The sequence below is a fragment of the Poriferisphaera corsica genome, from assembly GCF_007747445.1.
GTDB classification, from domain to species: domain Bacteria; phylum Planctomycetota; class Phycisphaerae; order Phycisphaerales; family Phycisphaeraceae; genus Poriferisphaera; species Poriferisphaera corsica.
Genome location: NZ_CP036425.1, coordinates 3694934 through 3719133, shown reverse-complemented (window position 1 = coordinate 3719133; position 24200 = coordinate 3694934). Strand labels below are relative to the sequence as shown.

The following is a 24200-nucleotide window of genomic DNA, read 5'->3' as shown; positions in this document are numbered from 1 at the left end:
GTAAGTTGCATTGAAAACTCTTTGGGACATGACAAAAGAAGGACAGTGAGGCTTCATACTGTGTGGCGTTGAAATATAACTCTCACATGATGGAGCTTAGATCGATGCGAAGAAGATCAGAATACAATTTCGGCAGGGGTTTCACCCTCATTGAATTGCTAGTAGTGATTTCAATTATTGCGTTATTGATTGGGATTTTGTTGCCTGCATTGGGTAGTGCAAAGGCGTCGGCAAGAAAGATTCAGTGCGGCTCAAATCAGCGTCAGGTTGCGATTGCAGTCGAGGCTTATTTAGTAAGCAATCAAGAGTTTTATCCGGCGTCATATGTGTACGCGAACAGCCCAACGGGTGGTAGCTGGAACTGGGGTGAGCAGTTCGGAACAGATCCGGCTAATGGCTATGTTCACTGGTCGTATTCATTGTTCAATGGTGGGGGTGCATCGGAAGATTCGTTTACATGTCCGCAGATGTCAGAGGGTGGCCATCCGGCGACGAATCCACATCCTGATGCGATGGTGGCTGATCAAGTGCCGGGCAATGGCACGGGGTCAGGAACGATTGATAGGCAGGCAAGGTGGATGGCGTTCACAGCCAACGAGGCTTTAATACCGAGGAACAAGTTTGCGGGTGCAACACCACGTAATTATCAGTTTGTCAGGGCGGGTATGGTTCGCAGCGCATCTCAGACCATATTAATGGCTGAGTTTTCAGATGAATACAGTGCGGTTGCAACAGGTAGTAGTGGTGGCAGTGGTGGTTTATCAAAATCACATAGGCCGATCAATCCGTTTTGGAATCCGAATTTAAGTTCAGGGGGTGCGGTTGCTGTGTCTGCATCATCAAAATGGTGGACGTATCCAAAGAAGAATACGTTCATGACGATGCAGCAGCTTGACGGGCAGTCGTTTCTGATTGGCTCATCCACTCCGCTCAATGGGATTGGTCGGCATCATCCGGGAGGAACGGGTGAGTATGGTGGTACAGCGAACTTTACTTATGCGGATGGTCACGTTGAAAATAAGCACGTGATGGAGACCGTTGAAAATAAAGAATGGGGTGAGTACTTCTACTCACTGACTGGTGAAAACAAGATTCTCACAAAGGGGTGGAATTTCGATTGACTCACCAGCGGCGTGTTATGTCGTGATGATATGGCACGTCGTGTGAAAATTAGTCCGGGCTTCGTCGTTTAAGCCCGGTTTATATACAAAACGAGGCGGGGAGGAGAAAGAAGGTACGTCGGGCGGATACCTTGCGTGCCACTGGTGAGTGTGAATGGGAAACCTAACACACTAACACGGAGATAGAGATGGATAGCATGAAAAAAGCAATTTCATTCTCAACGATAGCACTGTTGGGAGCAGTGTTATCAGGGCCTGTGATGGCTCAGCCGCAGCATGTGATTAATATCAGTGGTGCGACGTTGTTTGAGCCGTTTTTCCTGGCACCGGCAAGCACGTCAGATTACATTGATGCTGACGGCGATGGTCAAATTACAGATTTTTCTCAGCTGCAATTTGTACAGTTAGCGGGGACGAATCCGGCGAGTTCTTATTGGGCGGTGCAATATCGCGCGGTAGGTTCTGGTAATGGTTTGAAGGATTTGGTGAATTATGGTCAGGTGCCTGCAACGGCTGCTGGCGATGGAGAATTGAAGTGGCCTGATCCGGGTTTGATTAACCGTACGAAGTTTTATGACGGTGGTGCTGTTGGCCAAGGTAATGCGGCAAATCCTGGTGGGATGCCATACCTGAGCGATCCGAGCGGCGTCTATATTGATGTTGCGGTGATGGACGTACCGACGAAGTGGTTTGTTACGCAGGGAAATGCGTCTCAGGCGCGTTGGAATGCGGCCCCTACGACGGCTGGTTATGGTTTAAACCAGACGACTTCGAATGCAACAGGCGGTGGTGTTGGTAATCAGGAGGGCGGCCAGGCTAATTTACTCAAGTCGCTTGGCGGTTTGAATACCAATACGAGTGCTCCTGATAGCAATACGGTTTTTGACAATTCGATTGCATGGGTGCCGATTGCATTTATTGCGAATCATGGCACTGGGATTGATGCAGATTTCAATGGTGCGGCAGATGGTAATGTTAAGAAGACTGAGTTGCAGCATCTTTATGTTACGGGCCGCATGAAGAATGGTGAGAACCTTGTTGCGGTGTCGCGTGATTCTGGATCGGGTACACGGAACGGTGCAATGAACTCGCTGGGCGTCGATCCTTCATGGGGTGTCGGTGATAATGTTGGTCAAAAACATGCGGACAAGTCTAACGATAAGTTAGGTGATTCGTTTGTTTCAACGAATAAGAACTCATCAAGCCGAATGGAACAGACGGTGAGAAATCATCGTTTGGCTGTTGGTTATACAGGATTGGCCGGTAGTTCGAAGGCGGCTCGCGAATCTGCAGATAATCAGTACGAAGTTCTGAATATTATGAATGATACAGATGGCGGCACGGTTTATGTGCGGCCTGTGATGACCAATGACGGTCAGGGTGCTGCATTCAATAATATCATTTGGAACGGTGATGCGAATACTGGTTGGCAAATCGGTGGGGCTGAAACGTTCGCGACTATTGGTAACCCATACGCAAATGATATTAATGCATCGAATGGTTCTGAGAGCAGTGATCCAGCCATGCGTAATGTGCAGGCAGCTGCGTATTTGAGAAATATTCTTGAATCGATCAAAGCTTTTTCTGCGGCACCAGGTGATCCTGCGAATGAAGGCACGCCGGGACAGTTTTTAGCGACACAATATGCATTGCTTGCTGCTATGGAAGCTCTGCCAACAGTGACTGATCCGGGCAATTTTGAATTACAGGATCCCGCTGATGTTAATACGAACCTGCGTAATACGCAGTTTTTGCCAACCGAAGAAACATTGCCAGGCCAGTATGGTGATGTCGGTTTTGGCTGGGTGTCAGAGCGTTTGACGGGTGCAGCATATTCGGATGGTGTTGCGAATGGTGCACATTATGTGACTAATGATGGTACGGCTGTTGCATACAACGTGAAGATGGTTGCGGGAAATGCAATCCATGAGCGTAATGCAATTGCTGGCGATTTTAATAACGATGGTGCACGTACAGCGACAGATATCAGTGCAATGGTGAACGCCTATGAAAATGCGAATGATCGCGCATTTCTGGCGATTAATGATTCGAATGCAGTGCTTGAATTGCTGGGCGATTTTAATGGCGATGGTAATTTTGATCTCGCTGATGTTCACTACGGTGTTGATGGCTTGTTTGCTGCAGGTCGTATTGGCAACAAACTTGATCGTAAGCAGAATTTTATTGATGCTGACAACGCGTTTGGCGGGAATCTATTTGGTACTACACTCGAAACTAGCAAGACCTATGTTGCTGGCGATTCACGAGGCGATGTAGCTGGTAATGCGATCACTAAAGGTGCGGCACCAAGTGGAGCTGATGGAGCTATTGGTGCGGCGGACATTGATTATGTGTTCTCACAGTTTGTTGGTAAAGATGAGGACAGCACAGGTGGTGTTGAATGGTCCAATCTTGATGAAGCTGTGATGTCAGATCTATCAGCAGATATGAATGGCGATATGAACATCAATCAATTAGATGTTGATGATCTTGTTCAGAATATACTCGGTACGGAATATGGTGACGCGAATCTGGACGGGGTTATTGATGCACTTGATTTGAATGTAATTGCGGTGAACTTTAACGGCACCAATATTGGCTGGGATAAAGGTGATTTTAATGGTGATGGATTGGTAGATGCTCTGGATTTAAACACCGTAGCAGTGAATTTCGGTTTTGGTCTGGCAAATGCAAACGCATTGAGTTTTGCTGATGCCATGGCGATGGTCAATGCTGTTCCGGAGCCAGGGGCATTTATGCTGATGAGCTTGGGCGGAATCTTGTTGGTTCGCCGTAAGCGAGCATGAGTGAGAAAACTGTAAGCCCCCAACGTAGGGGAGAAATAATTTGGTTAATAACCAGGAGAGATATTGATGAAGAATTTAATGAAATCATTTGTTGCAGGTGCCGTTCTGTTGACGGTAGGTTCGGCTGCTCACGCAGGTTTGATCGGCGAGTTCGTATTCGCGGGTAACCAAAATACATTCACTGGCCCAGTGGATGTTTACGAGTTCCGTATTACGAATAATACCGGTTTTGACATCTATACATTCAAGGAAATCGATTTTGTCGGTACATTTGTGAATGGTACAAACAGTGGCAAGCAAGGTGCTACTCTGCCAGAACCAGTTCCAGGTCTTATTGTTGCCGATACGCTTTTTACCGCTCCTAATGTTAATCCTACGATCAGCGGAGTTATTGTTGATGATGGTACCCGTCTCTATGCTGACGGTGTTGCTAACGTGACTTCACCGGCTAGTGCATGGATTGTTGATGGTGCGACTGAAACAATCGCTCTTTTCAGTGTAGCTACCGGTGGTGAAACACCTGAGTTTGTTGCTGGTCTGGGTATAGATCAAAACAACGTGTTGTATAGCATTGCTGTTCCAGAGCCTGCATCAATGGCCTTGCTTGGTCTTGGTGGTTTGGCTGCGATGGCTCGCCGTCGTCGTGCGTAATGTGAGTAAATATTGGGTTAGCCTCGTGAAAACGGGGCTAACCTCTTAAAACAAAAGCATAAATCAGTATAAAACTATAACTGGAGAACTGGTGAGATGAAAAGAGACATGATTAAACCATTTTTTGTGCGCCAAAAGGCGTTCACGCTCATTGAATTGCTCGTAGTCATTTCAATCATAGCGTTGTTGATTGGAATTTTATTGCCGGCATTAGGTGCAGCAAGACGTACTGCGAGAAGTGCGATTTGCCTTGCGAACCTGCGTAGTTATATGCAGGCGACTGTCATTTACACGACGAATAATCGTGAATGGTTGGCTGGGCCAAATACGAGTGGGTCTGAGTTGACGCGTTTGAATAATGGTTATGTTTTTAAGGGCGGCGCGACTGAACCGACGCAGAATATGGACTGGGTCTCACCGACGATGGGTAATGAGTTGGGGTTGCCAGGTGATCGTTATGAAAAAACGATTCAACAATTTAATCATGATTTGAATTGTCCTGAGAATGATTTGGTTTATTCAGGAGCGGTAGGTTTTCCTACGCCGGATGATCTGAGATATGGCAGCTATTCCGCAGCGTTGGGGTTTCATGCGATGGGAAATCCACAGGGCTCGGAAATTGGTCTTTATGACCTTGCAAGCAGTGCATTGAAACTACCTGATGGTTATGGGCCACGTATCTCACAAGTTGGGGCGGCGTCAAATAAAGTGTTTGCAATGGAAGGTGTTCGTTTCGTCACAAGTATGAACGATCGCACATTCAATAATTATGGGCGCCAGTTGCGTGGTGGTAATTACATGGCATATGGGCCGGCCGTTACGCTGACAGGCGATCCTTGGGGGTTTGTAAATCCGAGTACGGGTGACTTTACGCCTACAGAGATCGCGAAATGGCATGCATATCGTCATGCTTCAAACACCATGAATCAGGTCTTCTTTGATGGGCATGCTGAGGGGATGCGTGCTGCAGATACGGTTGATTTAAATATGTATTTTCCGACGAACACGATTGTGAGTAATGCAGTGTTCACGAATGATAAAGATTTTGAAGGTAACGTAATTCAGTAATAAAGCGTAAATCAATAACAATACTATTTGTTCAATAGAACAGGAGATGAAAATGAGAAAGTATTCTACAGCTGCACTTCTTGCAGTGATTGTTGCAACGCCTGTGATGGCGGCGCCGACGGGCAATTATATTGCACTTTTAGACAAGCAGCAGAACCATGGTGATTCAAAGCGTTCGGTTGTTTTCTATGATACCGCAAACATGTCTAACCCTATGTTCTCAGTTTTTGTTGGCTTTGAGAATGGTGGGTTTGAAGATCCAGGCGCGATAACGATTGATAAAGCAACTGGTGATGTTTACCTTGCTGCATTTGATTCGGGTGCAGCGGGCGGTACCGAAATTGAAATCGATGGTGATGTTGATACCACGGGTGACATCGATTTGTTCAAAATCGATTTTAGCTCTGCATACAATCACTGGGCAAATAACGGTATGACATACCGTACGTATCATTCCGCTAATTTCTTTGATGGTACACATCCTAACCAAACTGTTCTTGGCGGCGTAGTCGATAAGATTGGTGAGGTTGCGCGTACGGACAATGTTACTGGCGTCAATTCACAAGGTAATACATCATATACAGATTTGCATCTTGAGTTTGTTGATCAGAATAATCTTCTTCTTATTGATGGACGCAATGATAATACGACCGCAGAAGGTGATCATCAGATTCGCGTCTTGAATCGTGTGAATGCCTCTAGCGGTCAAGCTACTGTTGACGGCCAAGAAGGTGGTTACAACAATGGTACTTCAGAATCATGGCAGTCCAAGCAGCTAGGACTCGTGAACATGGAGTACGATACGGATGCTGGACAGGTAACCGGTGGCAGTGATATTGTCAGCTCTGCTTACATTAACAAAGACGGCGTGCAGGGTCTTTGGATACTTGAAGATGATGGTGATGGGGATGATGTTTCATTTTTCGAAATCGGTGATATCACAGGTGCTGATAATTCATTGAACAAAATGAAGGGTTTCAATGTTGGTACTGGGCCAGATTACCCGACGGGTTTTGGTTTGGATAACGATCCTTCAGTCGATCCAACAACGAACGATGGTAGCGGTGATAAACTTTTTGTTGATCCTTCGACTGGCAAGCTTGTGATTGTTGAATCGGGTTATTTTGATGATCCACAGCATGAGCCAAAGGTCATCGTACGTAATGTAGACAGTTATGATGATGCAGAAGGTTTGATTGACTTTGGTGCTTGGGATGCACCTGTGACAATTGATACCTCAGGTGTGTCTGATGATGACACGGCGATCGTCGATGGCCGCTATAGCGCTTATGATGCTGCAAACAATGTCGTTTACTTCTATGACATGGATAATCCAGGTGCTGGCAATGGTGGTTCATACGCCCATGACTGGTATGCACTTGATTTGAATACTGGCCAGGTGACAATTGCTGAACTAGACGTAGATGTATCTAACGGTCTGTTTGGTAACGGTGACCAGGTTGAGTTCTTCAGTTTGGCAGCAGCGATTGCTGGTGACTTCGATGGAAATGGTCAGCTAGAGGCTGCTGATATCGATATGCTTTATGCCGCGATAACTGGTAGCTCAACAGATATGCAGTATGACGTAGATGCTGATAATGACATTGACGGGGATGATGCTGCCTTCTGGGTACAGGTTCTGAAGAGCACTGAATTTGGTGATGCGAATTTTGATGGCATCATTGACGCATTGGACTTAAATGTAATCGCGGTGAACTTCAACTCGAATACAGGCTGGGCAAATGGTGACTTTAATGGTGATGGTGTTGTTGATGCTCTTGATCTAAATGCTGTTGCAGTAAACTTTGGGTTTAATGCAGGTGCTTCACTGGAAGCAGTTGTGAGCGCTGTGCCTGAGCCAGCATCATTGGCTTTGGTTGGCTTGAGCGGTCTTGCGATGCTTGGCCGCCGTCGTCGTGCGTAAATGTGACGATTGTGACAGGCTGATTTGCTCTGTTACACCCAAGACATCTCACCGGATTTGATATCCGGACCCTGAAGCTCGGAGCGGATATGCCGCTCCGAGCTTTTCTTTGGACGGTTTGTGACTGTTACGAAGAGCGTTGTGGGGTATTTGGGGAAATTTGAGGGTTAATTCAAGCGAAAATGTTGAATGGTCGGGTGTTCGCTGGGGATTGAATTCACCGCGGCGAGGTGTTGTGATATCATTCATGATCTGCCAGCCCTCTTCCAGGTTGGTTCGTTTAAATCACACAGCCACGCGACCTGTCGTCGGCTAACACAGGAATTTCAAATCATGGCTAAGCAGCGCGACCCCAAGAAAATCGTACTCGCCTATTCAGGCGGGTTGGATACCTCGATTATTCTTCCGTGGCTCAAGGAACGCTATCCCGGTGTGAAGCTTGTTGCTTTTGCAGCAGAACTCGGGCAGGGTGATGAACTCAAGGGGATTGAAGAAAAAGCATACGCATCAGGTGCTGACGAAGTGATCGTTAAAGACCTGCGTAAAGAATTCGCGGAGCAATATTGCTTCCCGATGATCCGGGCACATGCAACTTATGAAACCGACTATATGCTCGGCACCTCGATCGCGCGCCCGCTGATCGCGAAACATCAGGTTCTCGTTGCCAAACAGACCAAAGCGGATGCCGTCGGCCACGGTGCGACGGGTAAAGGTAACGACCAGGTACGCTTCGAGCTGACCGCGCGTGCATTGGCGCCCAAGCTTCAGATCATTAGTCCTTGGAAAGACCCTGTCTTTATTGAAGACGGTTTGACAGACCGCGAAACTGCGATCGATTACGCTAGGAAGCACAAAATCCCCATCGATCAGACCAAGAAGAAAATCTACTCACGTGACCGTAACCTGTGGCATATTTCGCATGAAGGTGCTGAAATTGAGCATCCTGACCAAGAGCCAGAATGGAAGAAGTGCCTCGTGATGAGTGTGCCTGTCGAGAAGGCTCCGAACAAGGCCGAGAACGTTGAAATCGAGTTCAAAAAGGGTAATCCTATTTCAGTCAACGGTAAGAAGTTGGCAGGCCATGAGATTATTGAGCTGCTCAACGAGGTTGGTGGCAAGCATGCGGTCGGTCAAACCGTCCTCGTGGAAAACCGTCTGGTCGGCATGAAGTCACGTGGTGTGTACGAAACACCGGGCGGATCGATCCTTTATGAAGCGCACAAAGCACTCGAACAACTCTGCATCGAGCGTGAGCTATACCACGAGAAACTGAATCTCGCGAACCGTTACGCAGAGCTCACTTATTACGGCCAATGGTTCCACCCATTGCGTGAAGCAATCCAGTGCTTTATGGACAAGGCCAACGAAACGGTCACCGGCACCGTGACGGTCAAACTCTATAAGGGCCGCGCTTTGGCGATTAAAGCTGATTCCAAACTCTCACTTTACGATGAGCAGTTGGCATCATTTGCGATGGATAACTACGACATCACCGCAGCTCGAGGGTTTATTGATTTGTACGGCTTGCCAATGCAGGTGCGCGGTTTGAAGCATAAGCCAAAGATCTAAATTTGGACAGAAGTTTAAATGATGAAAGCCCAGCTCTCGCAGCTGGGTTTTTTTGTTGTGTATAACTTTTAATTGGTATTAAACGAGTTTCGGTGGCTGATTCATGATTCGAAAAATGTTGCAAAGACTTCATTTTGCTTGCGTTAGATTGAAGTAGGCATGTGTGATTTAGGTCATATTTATGTCTGTGCACCACTGCATCTGGCGGCTGTCGTAAATTAGACACTAAATATCGTCCGAAACCAGAAGTAATACATATGTTATTTAGTATTGCTTAGTATCTTGCCATGATGATGAAGTTTTTCGCTTCTTTTGAGCAAGCTTCATCAATCTACTTTCGCATACACACCACAATATATTAATGTTCAGAATCAAGGCTCGTTTTATGATTCATGGGTAGGTGTTGAGTGGAATTTCGATCTGGGTGCTGATGCAGGCAAAGACATCACAATCAATCGTTTCAGTTTCAAGCTGAACGAATCCAAGGTTAGCTGGTCAAACAGTGGCGGTGTTGAAGTCTATTTACTCGCAGATCGTTTTGATGCCGTGGGCATTTGCTTGGGATGCGGTGGCCGTTGAAGCGATTAAGGTTGAGAACTTCAGTTTCGAGTGTGCGGGTGATTATTAGGCGCACAATTGCACGGTTGTCTAGGGAGATGCAGAGGCAGCTAAATTTTCAGCATCAGTAGCTGACAATAAATTGGTTTTGGCATTCCATGGTATTTACGATGAAGACAATGCAAATGGAACAGCTCTCGCTGCTGCTGGCACGACGAATACGTTTGATGACGGTCCATCACTCGCGTTTGATTGCATGGTACCATCGGTTCCCGAACCAGCTTCCTTTGCTCTGTTTGGTTTGAGTGGTTTGGTAATGATTTGTCGTCGCAGGTAAGACGTTCGTTCAATAATCAGGCATTTTGTAACGATCAGCATAGATTGCTGGCCGTTTTTTATTAGTGGCAAGAAGTCTATGTCATGAAGTTCTTAGATGCGCGAAGGTCAGATTGGCTATTCATTATTTACGTTGATGTTATCTGTTAATGTTGAAATAGGGCGTTATCAATTTATTTCTTTAAACAAATGTTATTTCACATAGGTGAGAGAAAAAGTTTTTTAACAATGCAAATAAAAACTTCATAACCAGTACTCATAATTCTTTTTTTGTATCTAAGTGTCTTGAATAGATTTACAAAATAGTGATACTTGTATTTAGGGACATCCCCTACATTGAAGTTTTCGTGATCTCTTATAAGTTAGTTACATATTTCTGACGTATTAACGATTTTTAAGCAATTTAATAATGACGAAGTTATGACGCTCCTAATACTTTCATAACACGTTGTCATTACGTTATGTTTTCAGCTTTTAACTTTCTTTTTTCTTTCTACTCTGTCCGTCTGGATTATCGAGAGCAAGTGCTTTCACCGGCCGGGCGCAAAACAGCCAACCCGTGATGGGTTAGGAGGCGACTAGAATGAACTTCGCAAAGACGACGCTTTTTGGTGCTGCATTGGCTATGGGGCTTTCCGCAACAGCAGGTGCAGCAATTACAGCAACGTATGGCTGGGAAGATGGTGGGACTATACTCGGTAATTATGGTGACATCATTGCGGAAAACACTGCAGATGCTGCAAGAAGTGGAACTGCAGGTTTGAAACTAACAGATGATGCGGCGACAGGTACGCCACAGGCTTACGCCGCATTTATTACCGGCTTAGCTGAAGGTGATACGATTGAAGTCACAGTATATGCCAAGGATTTGCCAGGTATCGATGGTAATGGCGGTCGTATCTGGGGGCATTATGGTGGCGATGCAAATGATATCAATGTGTATGATGGTTCTGCCAGTGGTTTAGGGTCATATTCCGATGCAGATTGGACAGAACTTACTTATTCTTGGACGATGGCAGCTGAAAAAGAAAACTTTATCTTAGAATTTCGTACATACAATAATCCGGGAGACGGTGCGTTTTTCGATGATTTATCAATTACGGTAAGTAACGATAATGCTATAATTAATATCCCAACAGTAATTCCTGAGCCAGCATCACTCGCGCTTCTCGGCTTGAGTGGTTTGATGATGCTGCGTCGCCGCAAATAATGCAGATAAAGAATATTTTACGAAAGAGACCAACATTGTGATGTTGGTCTCTTTTTTTGTAACGATATCTGAAATCAATAAGATTAGATTTGGCAAAAGCGCCTAAATTAACAGTTCGTATGCGATTAAGAAAAGTCTGATTCGTTTTGTTTGAATTATGTTTTAATTTCTTGAGCATTTCGTCAGTAGAAGCCTTGAATCAGTTGATAAAATTGAGATACTAGCAATGACGTAATTGCCTTTGTGACTTATTTTTGCGACCTCGCCCATGTCGTACACGTTTGATGATTAGTTTGATGCCACTTGAAATCGATGTGGCATATTTTAAACGCCCGTCAATGCAATTATTGAAATGTAATCGATCTATGTATTCACCAGGTGCCTTTAGTAGGCACTGCAGAGTTTTTGTAGATATTTAATGCTGTCCTTTGATGGGTATGGAGGATATTCGAATGAATCGTCTTAAGATCTTATTATTCAGTGTTTCAATCGGATTGTTGCTTAGTATGAGAGTGGCTGGAGGTTTAGTATACAATTTTGATACCAAAATTGATGCAACGGTGACCGCAACATATGACTTCAATAGTTTCAGTAGTTCAAAAGATGCATGGGGAATATATAGTAACGATGGTAGCGCACCTTCTGTGCTGATTGATACTTCGGCTGTTAATAGTGCAGACAACTTGGGGATCGTAGATAGTACAAAGGTTGCTAACGATGTGTTCTTCGGTGTCAGTGATACTTTGAACGGCGACATTGACAAAGAAATTAGTGTTATTTTTACATTTGATTTAACACAGCTGACTTTCTCAGAATCACTCAATATTGCCATAGATATGGGTGCGGTTGGCGACTTTGAAAAAGACGATAATTTTGATTGGACCTATCAGGTTGATGATCATAGTGAGTCAGAGCTATTCGATGTCGTTGTAGATGAATCAGATGTGCATGACTATCAACTTGAAGCCAAGACGATTACGTATAACGATCCCTTGAAGATTGACAATAAAGTTATTTCAAATCAAATTCAAACATTCAATAAAGAGATACAAGTCGATTCATCCGCAGTCTCATTGAAGCTAATTTTTACAACATATGCCGATGGCGGATCTGAGGCGTTTATGTTTGACAATATTGTGGTTTCGAGTCACATGCCCGAGCCCGCCTCAATTTCATTGCTCATTCTAGGCGGTCTCACGGTGCTCTGCTACCGCAAATAGACAGCTACTCATTAATCTATCTGAAACGCTCATTTTTGTATGAGCGTTTTTTTGTTACGATGCTTTTTATATTGCTTCCTTCTCTAGGCTTGTATATATCCTACAATATGTTGGAATTTGAGACGATTAACAGATACGGAGCAGAAATATATGGTTGAGGCAATATCACCAGTGAGAAAATATGTACCAAAAGGTTTAGATTGTGCTGATTGGCAACAGATCGAGCCAGTTGTTGTAAAACTTTTGGATCGAGAGTTAAATTCACTCACGGATTTCGAACAATGGCTTGCTGATAATTCAGAATTGCAAGCTGTGCTTAGTGAATACGCATCACGTAGAAATATAGATTTTGCATGTCATACTGATGACAAAGAGATCGAATCCGCTTATATGCATTACGTTGAAAAGATCGCACCTAAGCTTCAGCCCCTACAGGATCAGTTCCATCGAAAATATTTAGAATCGCCTTACCGTAGTCAACTGACAGATTCTAAGTTTGAGCTGCTGACGCGGGATTGGCAAGCTAGCGTTGATCTTTTTCGTGATGAAAATATTCCGTTGCAAGTTGAAGACGCCAAACTTAACAAAGAGTACGACCAAACAATCGGTGCTATGACTGTTGATTACGACGGGGAAACTTACACGTTACAGCAAATTGGCCGTTTTCTTGAGGATACCGATCGTTCCGTTCGTGAGGAAACATGGGCGCTTTCATCTAATCGTCGATTAGATGATCGAGGTAAGATAGATGATATTTTCGAAAAAATGCTACAGAACCGTAGTAAAATCGCAGCCAACGCAGACTGTGAAAACTACCGTGAATATCTCTGGAAATCATGGTGCAGGTTTGATTATACCCCGCAGCATTGTCATGAGTTTGCGGATGCAGTTGAAAAATCAATTGTTCCTTTAATGAAAAAATTACATCAAGAGCGAGCCAATCAGCTTAACATTGATGTGCTTCGTCCATGGGATTCGTCTGTAGATCCATTAGGGCGATCACCTCTTATGCCTTTTGATAAATCAGATGTGCAGCGGCTGGTTAGTGGCTGTAAAACGATCTTTAGTAAAATTGAAGTCCCTTTGGCCGCTGATTATGACATGCTTAAAATGGGGCGTAATCTAGATCTGGACTCACGCATTGGAAAAAGAGCAGGTGGTTTCCAAGCTTCGTTGCCTGAATCAAAACAACCGTTTATTTTCATGAATGCAGCGGGTTTGCAGCGCGATGTCGAAACAATGCTACATGAAGCAGGCCATGCTTTCCATTATATTTGGGCGGCTGAAAGTGAACCGCTTGTTTTTTTACAGCACGCGCCACTCGAATTTTGCGAAGTCGCTTCAATGTCAATGGAATTGTTTGCATCTCCGTATCTCAGTGAATTTTATCCCAATCAAGCGGATGCAGACCGCGCACGTCGTAAGCATCTTGAAGGCATTCTTTCTGTTCTGCCATGGATCGCCACAATCGACCAATTCCAGCATTGGCTTTATACGAACGAAGGCCATTCACTTGAGCAGCGGACTCAGGCATGGCGTGATATCCTTGCACGCTTTTCAACAGGCCTCATCGATTACACCGGTTTTGAAGAAGCACGCGATGCTCGTTGGCATGCGCAACTCCACTTATTTCATGTCCCGTTCTACTACATTGAATATGGCATTGCTCAACTTGGTGCGCTTCAGCTTTATAACATCTACAGACAAGACCCAGCAACAGCACTGTCGCTCTACCGCAAAGCTTTAACTCTTGGTGGTACGCGGCCACTCCCTGAATTATTTGCAGCTGCAGGAATCAGCTTTGATTTCTCTTTGAAAACCATTCAACCCTTAATCGATACACTTGAACAGGAACTCGCAACGCTGCCCGCCTAGTATCGATAACATCATCAATAACAGCAACGCCTTCCATTTTGCCTGGGGGGCGTTATTTATTCTTCATGTGTGATATCTAGATAAAACCTTATACGATAGGTCGCAATTTCACGATACTATTATTGATCTCATCCTATTGTATGAATGGTCTATTGAGATGATCATAATCCCACAATCCGATAACATGATCCGTATTGTGTTTCAGCCTGACCATGCCAGGCATGCTGCGCAGATGATTCAACATTGGCAGCGCCCGTGTATTCTTCCAAAAGCTTTATGGGAAAGACTGATAACCGCAACTAAGCATCATGACGATGGTTGGCATAGACATAAATATCAGCCTCTCATTAGTGATGATGGTTGCCCCTATTCATTTCTCTCGCTCCCTGTTCGTACACATATCAAGTATCTCAAATATTGCATTGAAAGCCTGATCAAAGAAGATCGATATCAAGCAGTACTCGTGTTGCTGCATTTTAAATATATTTTTTCAGAAACAAAAAGTGATATTAAAGATCAATGTCTGGTGGATCATTATCTTTCATGGACGGATCAACAAATAGATTTGAGCATCGCCCGTTTGCGAGATGAAGAACCTTCAGAATACCAAGAAGGGTTTACACGGCCTAACTTGCGCTTAGCACAAAGGATTATGACTTTCGCTGATCGGTTAAGCCTGATGTTAATCGGTGCCCTGCCGTGGAATAGGTTCGAAGGTTCAGTAAGCTATGATATTAATGATGTGCCGCTTCGTTATAAGCCTGATGAATGGGGCGTGAGATTAGACCCTTGGCCATTCATGGATCCTTTCTTTTCTGTCAATGTTAATGCTCGTTCTTTATCCGAACAGCATTACGAAACATCAGAAGAATTCTTCGATGTTTTGGGTGCTGCTCCAACCTATAGAATCACTCACCGCATGATGCCATATGAATAAAGCAGGTTGGGTAAGATAGGGCAAATGCTAGCTGTCGAATAACATAAAAACGACAAAATATTACCCAAAACACAGAAACGCTCTTGATCTAAGAAAATTCTAGTTTAAACTTGACCTTGAATTGATGGGGTAGGAGAAGAAAGACCCTATCTGATTTGTTGAGTCAAACAAGATTGTATATGTTGCGTGAGCTTGCGATTTGTTATTTCCGCGATAGCTTTCGTATTCAGTTATGATTCAATAGTTTGCATAATATCGCCTGTTGGCTACTGATCATATTGAATGGTTGTAGTTATGATTACGCTATCTAATCGCTAGCGTGATTGTTGTTATTTGTAATTTTTATAATGATTCATTTTATTTGATGTTCATTACTTTGTAGGAGAAGGATATGAAATCTAAATTATTCACTTCATTGTTTGTCGCTGCCGCTGCATTCTCAGCAACCACCGCCTATGCGATGGATTTCGATGCATTCGTTATCCGTAATGCTAACGGCACCGGGGATGTTCCTGCGATTACTGAAAACGCAACCGGTGATGGCGCAAAATGTGAAACACCACTCGGTGGCCAAAAAGTCGGATACGGCACCAGCCACTTCGATGGTCAAACTTTCGGTTCAATTGGTTCCGTTTCCTTCGATTGGGTTGCACAACCCGGCGAGACCGTTGCCCCAAGCATCATCCCATACGTTAACGTTTGGGTGACCGATGGTGCAGGAAACTATGCCGTCATCTCAACTGAGAACGATTATCGTGGCAGTGACTGGTCAACGTGGAGCCAGTTCAAGGTTTTTGAAACCGATATGGATAATGCTGGTGATCTGGATTGGCTACTTGGTGGTAATGCCGCCAACCGTAGCAGTCAGTACCTTCAAAAATCAGATGGTTTGGGTGGCTGGGTTAACGTCACAGGTGCAGACCTTGCAGGTCTTATCATTGCTGATCCCGGTACCTATCCGGCGCCAATCGGTACTGGTGCTCCAAAGAACGGTACTGGCTTTAACATCATTTGGGGTGATACCGCTACGAACTATGCTGGCATCTACGAGTACGAAAATCTCGTCGTCACCGAAGTTCCAGAGCCAGCATCACTCGCACTCCTCGGCCTCGGCGGTCTTGCACTGCTGCGTCGCCGTCATGCATAAATAGAAAACAATCTTTCTACTCATTAAAAAAACCTCGCGGAATGCCGCGAGGTTTTTCATTGATTCCAAGTGAGTCACACATTTCATGCAGTGCTTTCTTCTTCCTCTTCTTCCTCATCCCATTCTTCTTCGCCTTCCTCCTCCTCTTCTTCATATTCATACTCATCATCTTCCCCTTCTTCTTCCTCGTCTTCGTCGCCTTCTTCTATTTCTTCTTCCTCGCTGTCATCTTCCTCTTCCACCTCTTCGTCATCAACTTCAAAAGGTTCTTCACCTTCCTCGTAGATACTTTCTTCCTGTCCTTCCTCCATCTCCGCGGCCTCTTGATTTGTTACTGGCCGATTAAGATTGTCTTCTTCCTCTTGCTCTTTTTTCATTTCAGCCTTGATCGCCATCCATTCTTCAAGCGTCATGTATACTTCGCGAGGTTTACCTTCTTTAAACTTACCTAAAATCCCTGTCTCTTCCATCATTTCAATCAATCGCGCCGCGCGACCATACCCAATCCCCAGTCGTCTTTGTACCAGCGAGACGCTTCCTCGCTTGCTTTCAAGTACAACGCGCACCGCATCATCAAACAAATCATCATGATGCTCGAGCATCGACTCTTTATACCCCGGCTTGTTAATCGGTCGTTCATCCATCTCGCTCGGATCTGGCATCGAACCATCCGACTTAATCTGCACGAGTGCAGGCTCGAACGACTGCTGACTGATCGTCTTCAAGAACTTAACCGCCTTGCGAATCTCCATATCATCAACAAAGCAACCTTGCGCACGTGTGATCTTGCTTGTCCTCGGACTTAAAAACAGCATGTCACCATGACCAAGCAATAGCTCGCCACCCTTCTGGTCAAGCACGATACGCGAGTCCATACCCGATGCAACCTTAAACGCCACGCGACAAGGCATGTTCGACTTGATCAAACCCGTCACAACATTCGCCTGTGGCCGCTGCGTCGCCAAAATCAAGTGAATACCAACCGCGCGCGCCTTTTGTGCAATACGAACAATCGCGCCTTCAACTTCCTTGTTCGTCATCATCAAGTCTGCCAACTCATCAACGACAATCACGAGGTAAGGCAATTTCTTCGGAATCCGCGCTTCTGCCTCAGGCGTAGCCGGCTCCATGCGTTCCTTAATCTCATCCCACTCTAATTTATTGTAAGACGCAATATCACGAACACCGCACTCAGCAAGCAGTTCGTAACGTTCATCCATCTTCGTCACTGCCCATTCAAGGATCGCAGCCGCTTTACTCATCTCCGTCACCACCGGACACATCAAGTGCGGTATATCACGGAACATACTCATCTCAACCATCTTCGGATCGACCAAAACGAGTTTCAATTCGTCAGGCCGCTTCGTGTAGATAAACGAAGTAATAATCGAGTTCATACATACCGACTTACCAGAACCCGTCGTACCGGCAATCAGCATGTGAGGCATCGCATTCAAGTCTGCAATCAACGGCGCACCCGATGCATCCTTACCCAAGAACATCGGCAGCTTCATCTTCTGTACCGTCTCATCAGGCTGCGTCATCAACTCCTTAATCCGAACAACTTCCTTCTTAATGTTCGGCACCTCAAATCCAACTGTATCCTTACCCGCCATGTTCGAAACAATACGCATGTTCTGCGCTTTCATCGCACGAGCCAAGTCGCTCTGTACCGCATTGATACGAGCCACTTTTGTGCCCGGCGCAAGTCTCACTTCAAACATCGTGATCACAGGGCCAGTATCAATGCCAACAACCTCACCCTTGATCTTATATTCTCTAAGCGCTGATTCGAGTTGAATCGCTTGCTCACGAACAATCTGTTCATGCTCATCCGTAAAGCTGCCCGTTGCGTCTTCAAGTAAATCCAACCCTGGGAATTGATAACCAGTCAGATCCATCTCCTGACTACGAGGCGGCTCTGCCGTCCCTTGCCGCGGCTTCACTGCCTGATTAATCGGCATCTGCTTGATTTTTTCACGGATCGTATCTGCATTGAATTTGCGTTTCTTGTTGTCACTCACATACGCGCCTGGCGCATCAGCTCCCTCTTCGTCTTCCTCTTCTTCGTACTCATACTCATCATCCCCTTCCTCGTATTCCTCTTCCTCATACTCGTATTCGTACTCGTCCTCTTCTTCATCTTGCTTACGTTTCGATCGCAAGCGATTCACGTCCGCATCAAAAGATTCCACGCCAGCATAGCCACCAGCATCTTCGTCGATTTCATCCAGATCAACACGTTTCTTGCGTCTCAATCCGCCGCCCTTTTCGCCCGGCCCAGCCTGATCCTTTTTACGCCAAAATCCAAACAGCTTCGGCATACTCAACTTCGGTTTCAGCCCACCAATCTTTTCGCCAATCGCTTCTGTCGGAAGTTCCACTTTCGGGAACGCCATATCTCTCAATTTACTCCCCAGCCAGATCGGCACAGCCAACACGAATTGGTCAACGGTCAACACCGCACCCACCAGCAGCAGCGTCATCATGATCACAAACGTGCCCGGCTTACCAAACTTCCCAATCAATAATTCATCATTAATAATCCGAGCCAGTGCGCCTCCGCTCCCAGCTTCTCCTTCATACCCGCCACCGCCAAGCAGCGGCAACATCACCCCCGCCACGCAACTCACCGCCACCGCCATCACCACCAAACCTATTCCGCGTAAGATCAACTGATTGACCGTCTTGCCAACAGCCATCATCGCCAGCCACACGCCAACACCGCCGATGACTACCCAACTCCCAATCCCTGCCATCCGGTACACCTTGTCGCTCAACAACGCCCCAAATTTCCCGATCCAGTTCTGCGTCACCACATCTGGCACGCCAAATCCTGTAGCCGGATAATCAGACGGGTTATGCGACAGCATCGATGCCAGCACCAACAGCCACACCGCCCCCAATGCCACCCAGCCAATAAACCGGTACGCAGTCAGCTTGTCCTCGCGCTCCTGCTCCAGTTGTTTCTTCGTCTTACGTTTGCTTGCTTTCTTTTTTGCCATCTGCTTACAAATCAATGATTTACATTCGGATCAATCGGCACGCACCGATCGCGCTCCAAGTTCCAATTATCGGCCATCCACCCCCGATAACCCCAAAATCCACCCCGCTTCAGTCCCCCTTAATTTTCATGCCTTTCTCGCCACTTGCCTCACCAACATACTCACTCCTCACCCTAATCACCTTCCAGCATCTTGCCCATCTTCACATCTCGTCCCCGCATACTTCCCCTCCCGGCAACCGCCTCCCTTTCCTGCTAAAATCTAGCTACAACAATCAACCCTCCCATCAACAGGGCAGGGTATTTTCGCCTGTGAAATTTTCGCAACTTTCACATAAACAACAGTTTACAGGAATCAGCTCGATGGAAATCAAGCTCAAGTATGGCTGCAACCCCAATCAGCCTACCGCTCGCGTTCTCTTTGACGACTCCCAGCAAGCCTGCCCGCTCTCCGTCGTCAACGGCTCTCCTTCCTACATCAACCTCATGGATGGCATCCGTTCGTGGCAACTCGTCCGCGACCTCAAAATCGCCACCGGGAAACCCGCCGCCGCATCCTACAAGCACGTTTCCCCAGCCGGCGCCGCTGTCGCAGGTCCGCTCACATCAGATTTCTGCAAAGCGCACTTCTACCGCACCACTGACCTCTCACCCATCGCCACCGCATACGCCAAAGCCCGCTCATCCGACCGCGTCGCATCCTTCGGCGACTTCATCGCTGTCTCCGAACCCGTCGACGTCACACTCGCAAATATCATCAAGCCCGAAGTGTCCGACGGCATCATCGCCCCCGCATACGACCCCGAAGCACTCGAAATCCTCAAAGCCAAGAAGTCCGGCAACTACGTCATGCTTCAAATGAACCCCGACTACACCCCACCCCAAACCGAGTCGCGCACAGACTTCGGCATCACCCTCGAGCAAACCTTCAACGACATTGCCATCACCGCCGACACCATCACCAACAACGTCGTTACCGAAAACAAAACTCTCACTCCCGCAGCCATCGAAACCGCCATCGTTGCAACCATCACCCTCAAGCACACCCAATCCAACTCCATCGCTGTCGGCGTTGACGGCCAGGCCATCGGTGTCGGCGCAGGCCAACAATCACGCATCGCCTGCACCCGCATCGCCTGCGACAAAGCCGACCGTTGGCTCCTCAAGCAGCACCCAAAAGCACTCACCCTCACCTTCAAAGACATCCCCAAATCCGAAAAGGTCAACGCCCTCGAAGGCTTCGTTCGTTGGCACGAACTCAACAACGATGAAAAAGCAGCCGTCGAATCAGCGCTTAGTTGCCCCGTTGATCCAATCACTGATGAAGAGCGTGCCGACTTCCTCGCTTCAAAGACCGGCGACGTCGTCCTCTCGTCTGACGCTTTCATCCCATTCCGCGACAACCTAGACCGCGCTGCCGCATCAGGCGTCAAACTCGTCATTCAAGCCGGCGGCTCCGCTCGCGATCAATTCGTCATCGATGCAGCGAACGAACACAACATGGCCATGTCCCAAACCGGCATCCGCCTCTTCCTCCACTAATTTATTAGTGTTTTAATATAAGATTTGATTTAAACCATGAAGCGGGCTTGTGTGAGCAAGCCTGCTTCATTTATTTGAGTTTACGTAATTCCCCTTCATATATCTCAGTTGTACGCATTGTGAAGCAATATGACATGAGAGCTATCGGATGTTGAATTGGCGTGAGAAGATAAAATTAAAACAGTCTCTACTCTTCATGTGATAGTTTCTTTAACATCTCTATGCCTTGGCATTGTCTTTAAAACAAAATTGTATAACGATTAGTGAAAGACTGGGATGGCTAATATTCAGCAAAATTGTAAGGTGTAGTATGACATGTTGCGTCATTTCGAAAATCCACATGGAGCAAGCGTGTGAGAGCAATTGTATGTGAGAAATATGGACCACCAGAAGTTCTACGTGTCGCCCAGGTTGCGAAGCCAATTCCCGGAAAACATCAGATATGTGTCAAAGTACAGGCTACAGCAGTAACGACAAGTGATAGTAGAATCCGCGCATTCAGGTTTCCTCTTTGGCATCCCGTTGGATTAATGATTCGCATTGTGATTGGGATAAGAAAACCTCGGAGGCCGATCTTAGGACTAGTTTTTTCAGGTGAAATTGAATCAGTCGGAGAGTGCGTTACACGCTTTCAAACAGGTGACCAGATATATGGCATGACAGGTGTAAACTTCGGTACTTATGCTGAGTACGTATGTTTGTCCGAGAGAGGTTGTTCGGCAAAAAAACCGCAAGAAGTTAGCCATACAGATGCAGCCGCTGTTGCATATGGTGCATTATTAGCCGGATTTTTTCTTCAAAAAGGTAAGATTCAAGACAGAAAAAAAGTACTCATCTATGGCGCATCTGGCGCTATCGGAACCGCGGCAGTACAACTTGCAAAGCATTTCGGTGCGGATGTCACAGGAGTATGCAGTACAACAAATTTAGAGTTAGTAAAAACTTTGGGAGCAAATTCAATTATTGATTACACAAAGGAAGATTCAATTCCTTCAGGGGAATGTTTCGATCTTGTGTTCGATGCCGTAGGTAAAGATAAAAGTTCAAAGCTTAAAGTTGCATGCAAAAAAGCTTTGACTCAAAGCGGTCGATATATATCTGTTGATGATGGTGTGCCGCAATCACGTGTAGAAAACCTTGAATTGGTTAATGAGTTACTCGTAAAGGGTGATTATAAAGCCGTGATAGATAAGCATTACTACTTTGATCAGATTGTTGAAGCGCATCGTTATGTGGACACGGGGCACAAAAAAGGGAATGTTGTGATTACATTGCAAAAAGAGGAATGATTGTATTCATAACCTACACTTTTTGTCCTGAATTTGATAAGAAGCTTTCTGTTATTAAATTCACGAAGGTTGGGTGAGAAATGGTTATTAAGGCTCTGTTTGCAGAAAATAAAAAAAACGCCGCAATATACGGCGTTTTTTTTATTGCATAATCACAATTATCACTAGATTGTCTGTCAAACTACCAATACCGTTCAAACACGATATTTCCTTCCGGGTTCTGGCGATTCTTCGTTGCAAACCCTCTGCCTTCCAGATCTTCTTCCACCTGATCAATCATCTGCGGATTACCACAGATAAACACCATGCAGTTTTCAGCCTCAAGATCAAACCCCGTGAACCCCTTAAACTTATCCGCTGGCAAAATGGTTTGCACACGGCCACGATTCCCCGCCCAATCTGATTCCTCAGGCTCGCGTGTTACCGTTGGGATATATTGGAACTTCTCATCCGCCGCATCCGCCGCCTTCATCGCTTCCAAGTAACCCAAGTCCTGCGAATACCTGCAGCATTCAATCAGCACAAACTTGTTCCACTTCCCCGCATCCTTATATGTCTCATACATCGAACGGAACGGAGCAAGCCCCGTACCCGTTCCAATCATGACCAAATTCTTTCCTTCAGCTTCATCGCCCAGCGTGAAGTGCCCCGCAATCTTCTCACCCATAAAGATCTCATCCCCGCTCTGCAATTCCCAAAGCTTCGGCGTAAGCTGCCCCTCCTCAACCAACACAATATAAAACTCAAGGAAGTTCCGCTCAATCGACGGCGACGCAATCGAGTACGCCCTTTTAATCATCTTCGGCCCGCGCCATCTGCGACCCGCTTCTTCAACCTTCACCTTATCAGCAGCCGCTTCTTCATCGCTCTGCATCAAACCCAGCGTCGCAAACTGCCCCGGTTCAAACTCCGGCACACGCCCATCCTTAAACGTCACACGAAACAACGCTAATTCAGGGTTCAAATCGATCCGCTCCGTTACAACCGCGTTGTATGGGCTTTCCACTTGCGACTCTGCAGCCGCGACTTTGTTATCTGTTGCTTCTGACATTCTCAGCGCTTCCTGGCTCTATGCTGCCTACACATCAAACCGACCTGCTTGCAGCCACACTCCGACTACCTACGTCATGTCTATCCACACGTTAGCCCAATGACATCTCAATCCCAAACCCCTTACGAACACTAGCCTCATCGCACCACTTGGCACAATTCATCGTAGGCCAGTATTTCATGACATGACACAGACGACAGCCGACAAAAAACTCTTTTGAATCCCGACCATCTTACCTTCTCCCAGCCCTCTCAATCAAGTATAAGCGCGTTTCTGCAAAACCCGCTGACTCATGACCACTACAAACCCCGCTTCTCGCATCATATGACCCCTTTCTCACGCAGCATCCCCATCCAATATTTGTTTTATATCGTACCAATCTCACGTGACTATCCCTCTACCATTCAATAAATTCCATGATATAGATTGATCCTTATATATGTCATACTCACTTCATCGGATCGATTCATGATTCTGCTATCGATGTTGTTTACCCATTTTTCCACCCCGTCTCCCCCCACACCCTCCCCCCTCTCCACAACCACTAGTCACACTTCCATCATTCCTCTTTCTCCTTGTCATTTTCTTCCGCGAAAAACATACCCGTTTAAATTCATAGCCTCCATGACTTCGCTGCACCTCAATGACCTCACGTGATTGTCTCGCCATCGCAAATTTACATGCGCATGAAAATGTGACGCAGCCGCATAAAAATGAAATTCCGTGCGCAAAAACGCGTGCGGAATTTGGCTGTTTTGGGCTAAACGCAGCCTGTTTCTTACCAAAGTTGGCCCGAAACAAACCATTCTTAGCCATTCTTGTGCATTTTTAAAAATCATCGAAAACAGTCTTAAACAGAGATGAAACCACTGGAAATCATCAACTTTGCAT

The 24200-nt window shown here is 46.0% G+C and carries 17 protein-coding genes; 15 read left to right on the top strand and 2 right to left on the bottom strand.

Annotation, left to right across the window (positions count from 1 at the left end; all coding sequences use genetic code 11):
• Positions 1–104 precede the first annotated feature (104 nt).
• The 13 genes from KS4_RS15170 (at position 105) to KS4_RS15110 (ending at position 16423) form a co-directional block, all read left to right on the top strand.
• A complete protein-coding gene (locus tag KS4_RS15170; protein ID WP_145080051.1) occupies positions 105–1121 on the top strand; it encodes a type II secretion system protein in 1017 nt (338 codons plus the stop codon).
• A 188-nt stretch (positions 1122–1309) separates the two neighbouring features.
• Positions 1310–3928: a dockerin type I domain-containing protein gene (locus tag KS4_RS15165; RefSeq protein ID WP_145080048.1), complete on the top strand. Its 2619-nt coding sequence runs from the start codon at positions 1310–1312 to the stop codon at positions 3926–3928.
• 66 nt (positions 3929–3994) lie between these two features.
• The gene (locus tag KS4_RS15160; protein ID WP_145080045.1) at positions 3995–4579 is read left to right on the top strand and encodes a PEP-CTERM sorting domain-containing protein; all 585 of its coding nucleotides are present in this window, start codon (positions 3995–3997) and stop codon (positions 4577–4579) included.
• Positions 4580–4687: 108 nt separating this feature from the next.
• Positions 4688–5647, top strand: a complete 960-nt coding sequence (locus KS4_RS17940; protein WP_234698818.1) for a type II secretion system protein — start codon at positions 4688–4690, stop codon at positions 5645–5647.
• A 52-nt stretch (positions 5648–5699) separates the two neighbouring features.
• Positions 5700–7571 carry a dockerin type I domain-containing protein gene (locus KS4_RS15150; RefSeq protein WP_234698817.1) on the top strand — a complete coding sequence of 624 codons (1872 nt, stop codon included), beginning with the start codon at positions 5700–5702 and terminating at the stop codon, positions 7569–7571.
• A 333-nt stretch (positions 7572–7904) separates the two neighbouring features.
• The gene (locus tag KS4_RS15145; RefSeq protein ID WP_145080037.1) at positions 7905–9140 is read left to right on the top strand and encodes an argininosuccinate synthase; all 1236 of its coding nucleotides are present in this window, start codon (positions 7905–7907) and stop codon (positions 9138–9140) included.
• A gap of 312 nt (positions 9141–9452) precedes the next feature.
• Entirely contained in the window at positions 9453–9719 is a 267-nt protein-coding gene (locus tag KS4_RS15140; RefSeq protein WP_145080034.1) for a hypothetical protein, read from the top strand.
• Positions 9720–9846: 127 nt separating this feature from the next.
• Positions 9847–10035, top strand: a complete 189-nt coding sequence (locus tag KS4_RS15135; protein ID WP_145080031.1) for a PEP-CTERM sorting domain-containing protein — start codon at positions 9847–9849, stop codon at positions 10033–10035.
• Positions 10036–10617: 582 nt separating this feature from the next.
• Positions 10618–11244, top strand: a complete 627-nt coding sequence (locus tag KS4_RS15130) for a PEP-CTERM sorting domain-containing protein (protein ID WP_145080028.1) — start codon at positions 10618–10620, stop codon at positions 11242–11244.
• A gap of 452 nt (positions 11245–11696) precedes the next feature.
• Positions 11697–12464 carry a hypothetical protein gene (locus KS4_RS15125; RefSeq protein ID WP_145080025.1) on the top strand — a complete coding sequence of 256 codons (768 nt, stop codon included), beginning with the start codon at positions 11697–11699 and terminating at the stop codon, positions 12462–12464.
• Between the two features lie 150 nt (positions 12465–12614).
• On the top strand, positions 12615–14339 hold the full coding sequence (locus KS4_RS15120) for a M3 family oligoendopeptidase (protein ID WP_145080021.1): 1725 nt from the start codon (positions 12615–12617) through the stop codon (positions 14337–14339).
• A gap of 157 nt (positions 14340–14496) precedes the next feature.
• The gene (locus tag KS4_RS15115) at positions 14497–15276 is read left to right on the top strand and encodes a DUF3891 family protein (RefSeq protein WP_145080018.1); all 780 of its coding nucleotides are present in this window, start codon (positions 14497–14499) and stop codon (positions 15274–15276) included.
• 391 nt (positions 15277–15667) lie between these two features.
• The gene (locus KS4_RS15110) at positions 15668–16423 is read left to right on the top strand and encodes a PEP-CTERM sorting domain-containing protein (protein ID WP_145080014.1); all 756 of its coding nucleotides are present in this window, start codon (positions 15668–15670) and stop codon (positions 16421–16423) included.
• A gap of 83 nt (positions 16424–16506) precedes the next feature.
• Here the strand turns inward: KS4_RS15110 and KS4_RS15105 are convergent, their stop codons facing one another.
• Positions 16507–19428, bottom strand: coding sequence for a DNA translocase FtsK (locus tag KS4_RS15105; protein ID WP_145080011.1), 2922 nt, complete (start codon positions 19426–19428; stop codon positions 16507–16509).
• Between the two features lie 353 nt (positions 19429–19781).
• On the opposite strand from KS4_RS15105, the gene KS4_RS15100 reads away from it, so the two are divergent.
• Positions 19782–20969: a phosphoribosylaminoimidazolecarboxamide formyltransferase gene (locus KS4_RS15100; RefSeq protein WP_390620482.1), complete on the top strand. Its 1188-nt coding sequence runs from the start codon at positions 19782–19784 to the stop codon at positions 20967–20969.
• Positions 20970–21322: 353 nt separating this feature from the next.
• Positions 21323–22258 (top strand): NAD(P)-dependent alcohol dehydrogenase, encoded by a 936-nt coding sequence (locus tag KS4_RS15095; RefSeq protein WP_145080005.1) that lies wholly within the window; start codon positions 21323–21325, stop codon positions 22256–22258.
• Between the two features lie 181 nt (positions 22259–22439).
• On the opposite strand, the gene KS4_RS15090 is transcribed toward KS4_RS15095, so the two are convergent.
• Positions 22440–23309: a ferredoxin--NADP reductase gene (locus tag KS4_RS15090; RefSeq protein WP_145080003.1), complete on the bottom strand. Its 870-nt coding sequence runs from the start codon at positions 23307–23309 to the stop codon at positions 22440–22442.
• Between the last annotated feature and the right edge of the window lie 891 nt (positions 23310–24200).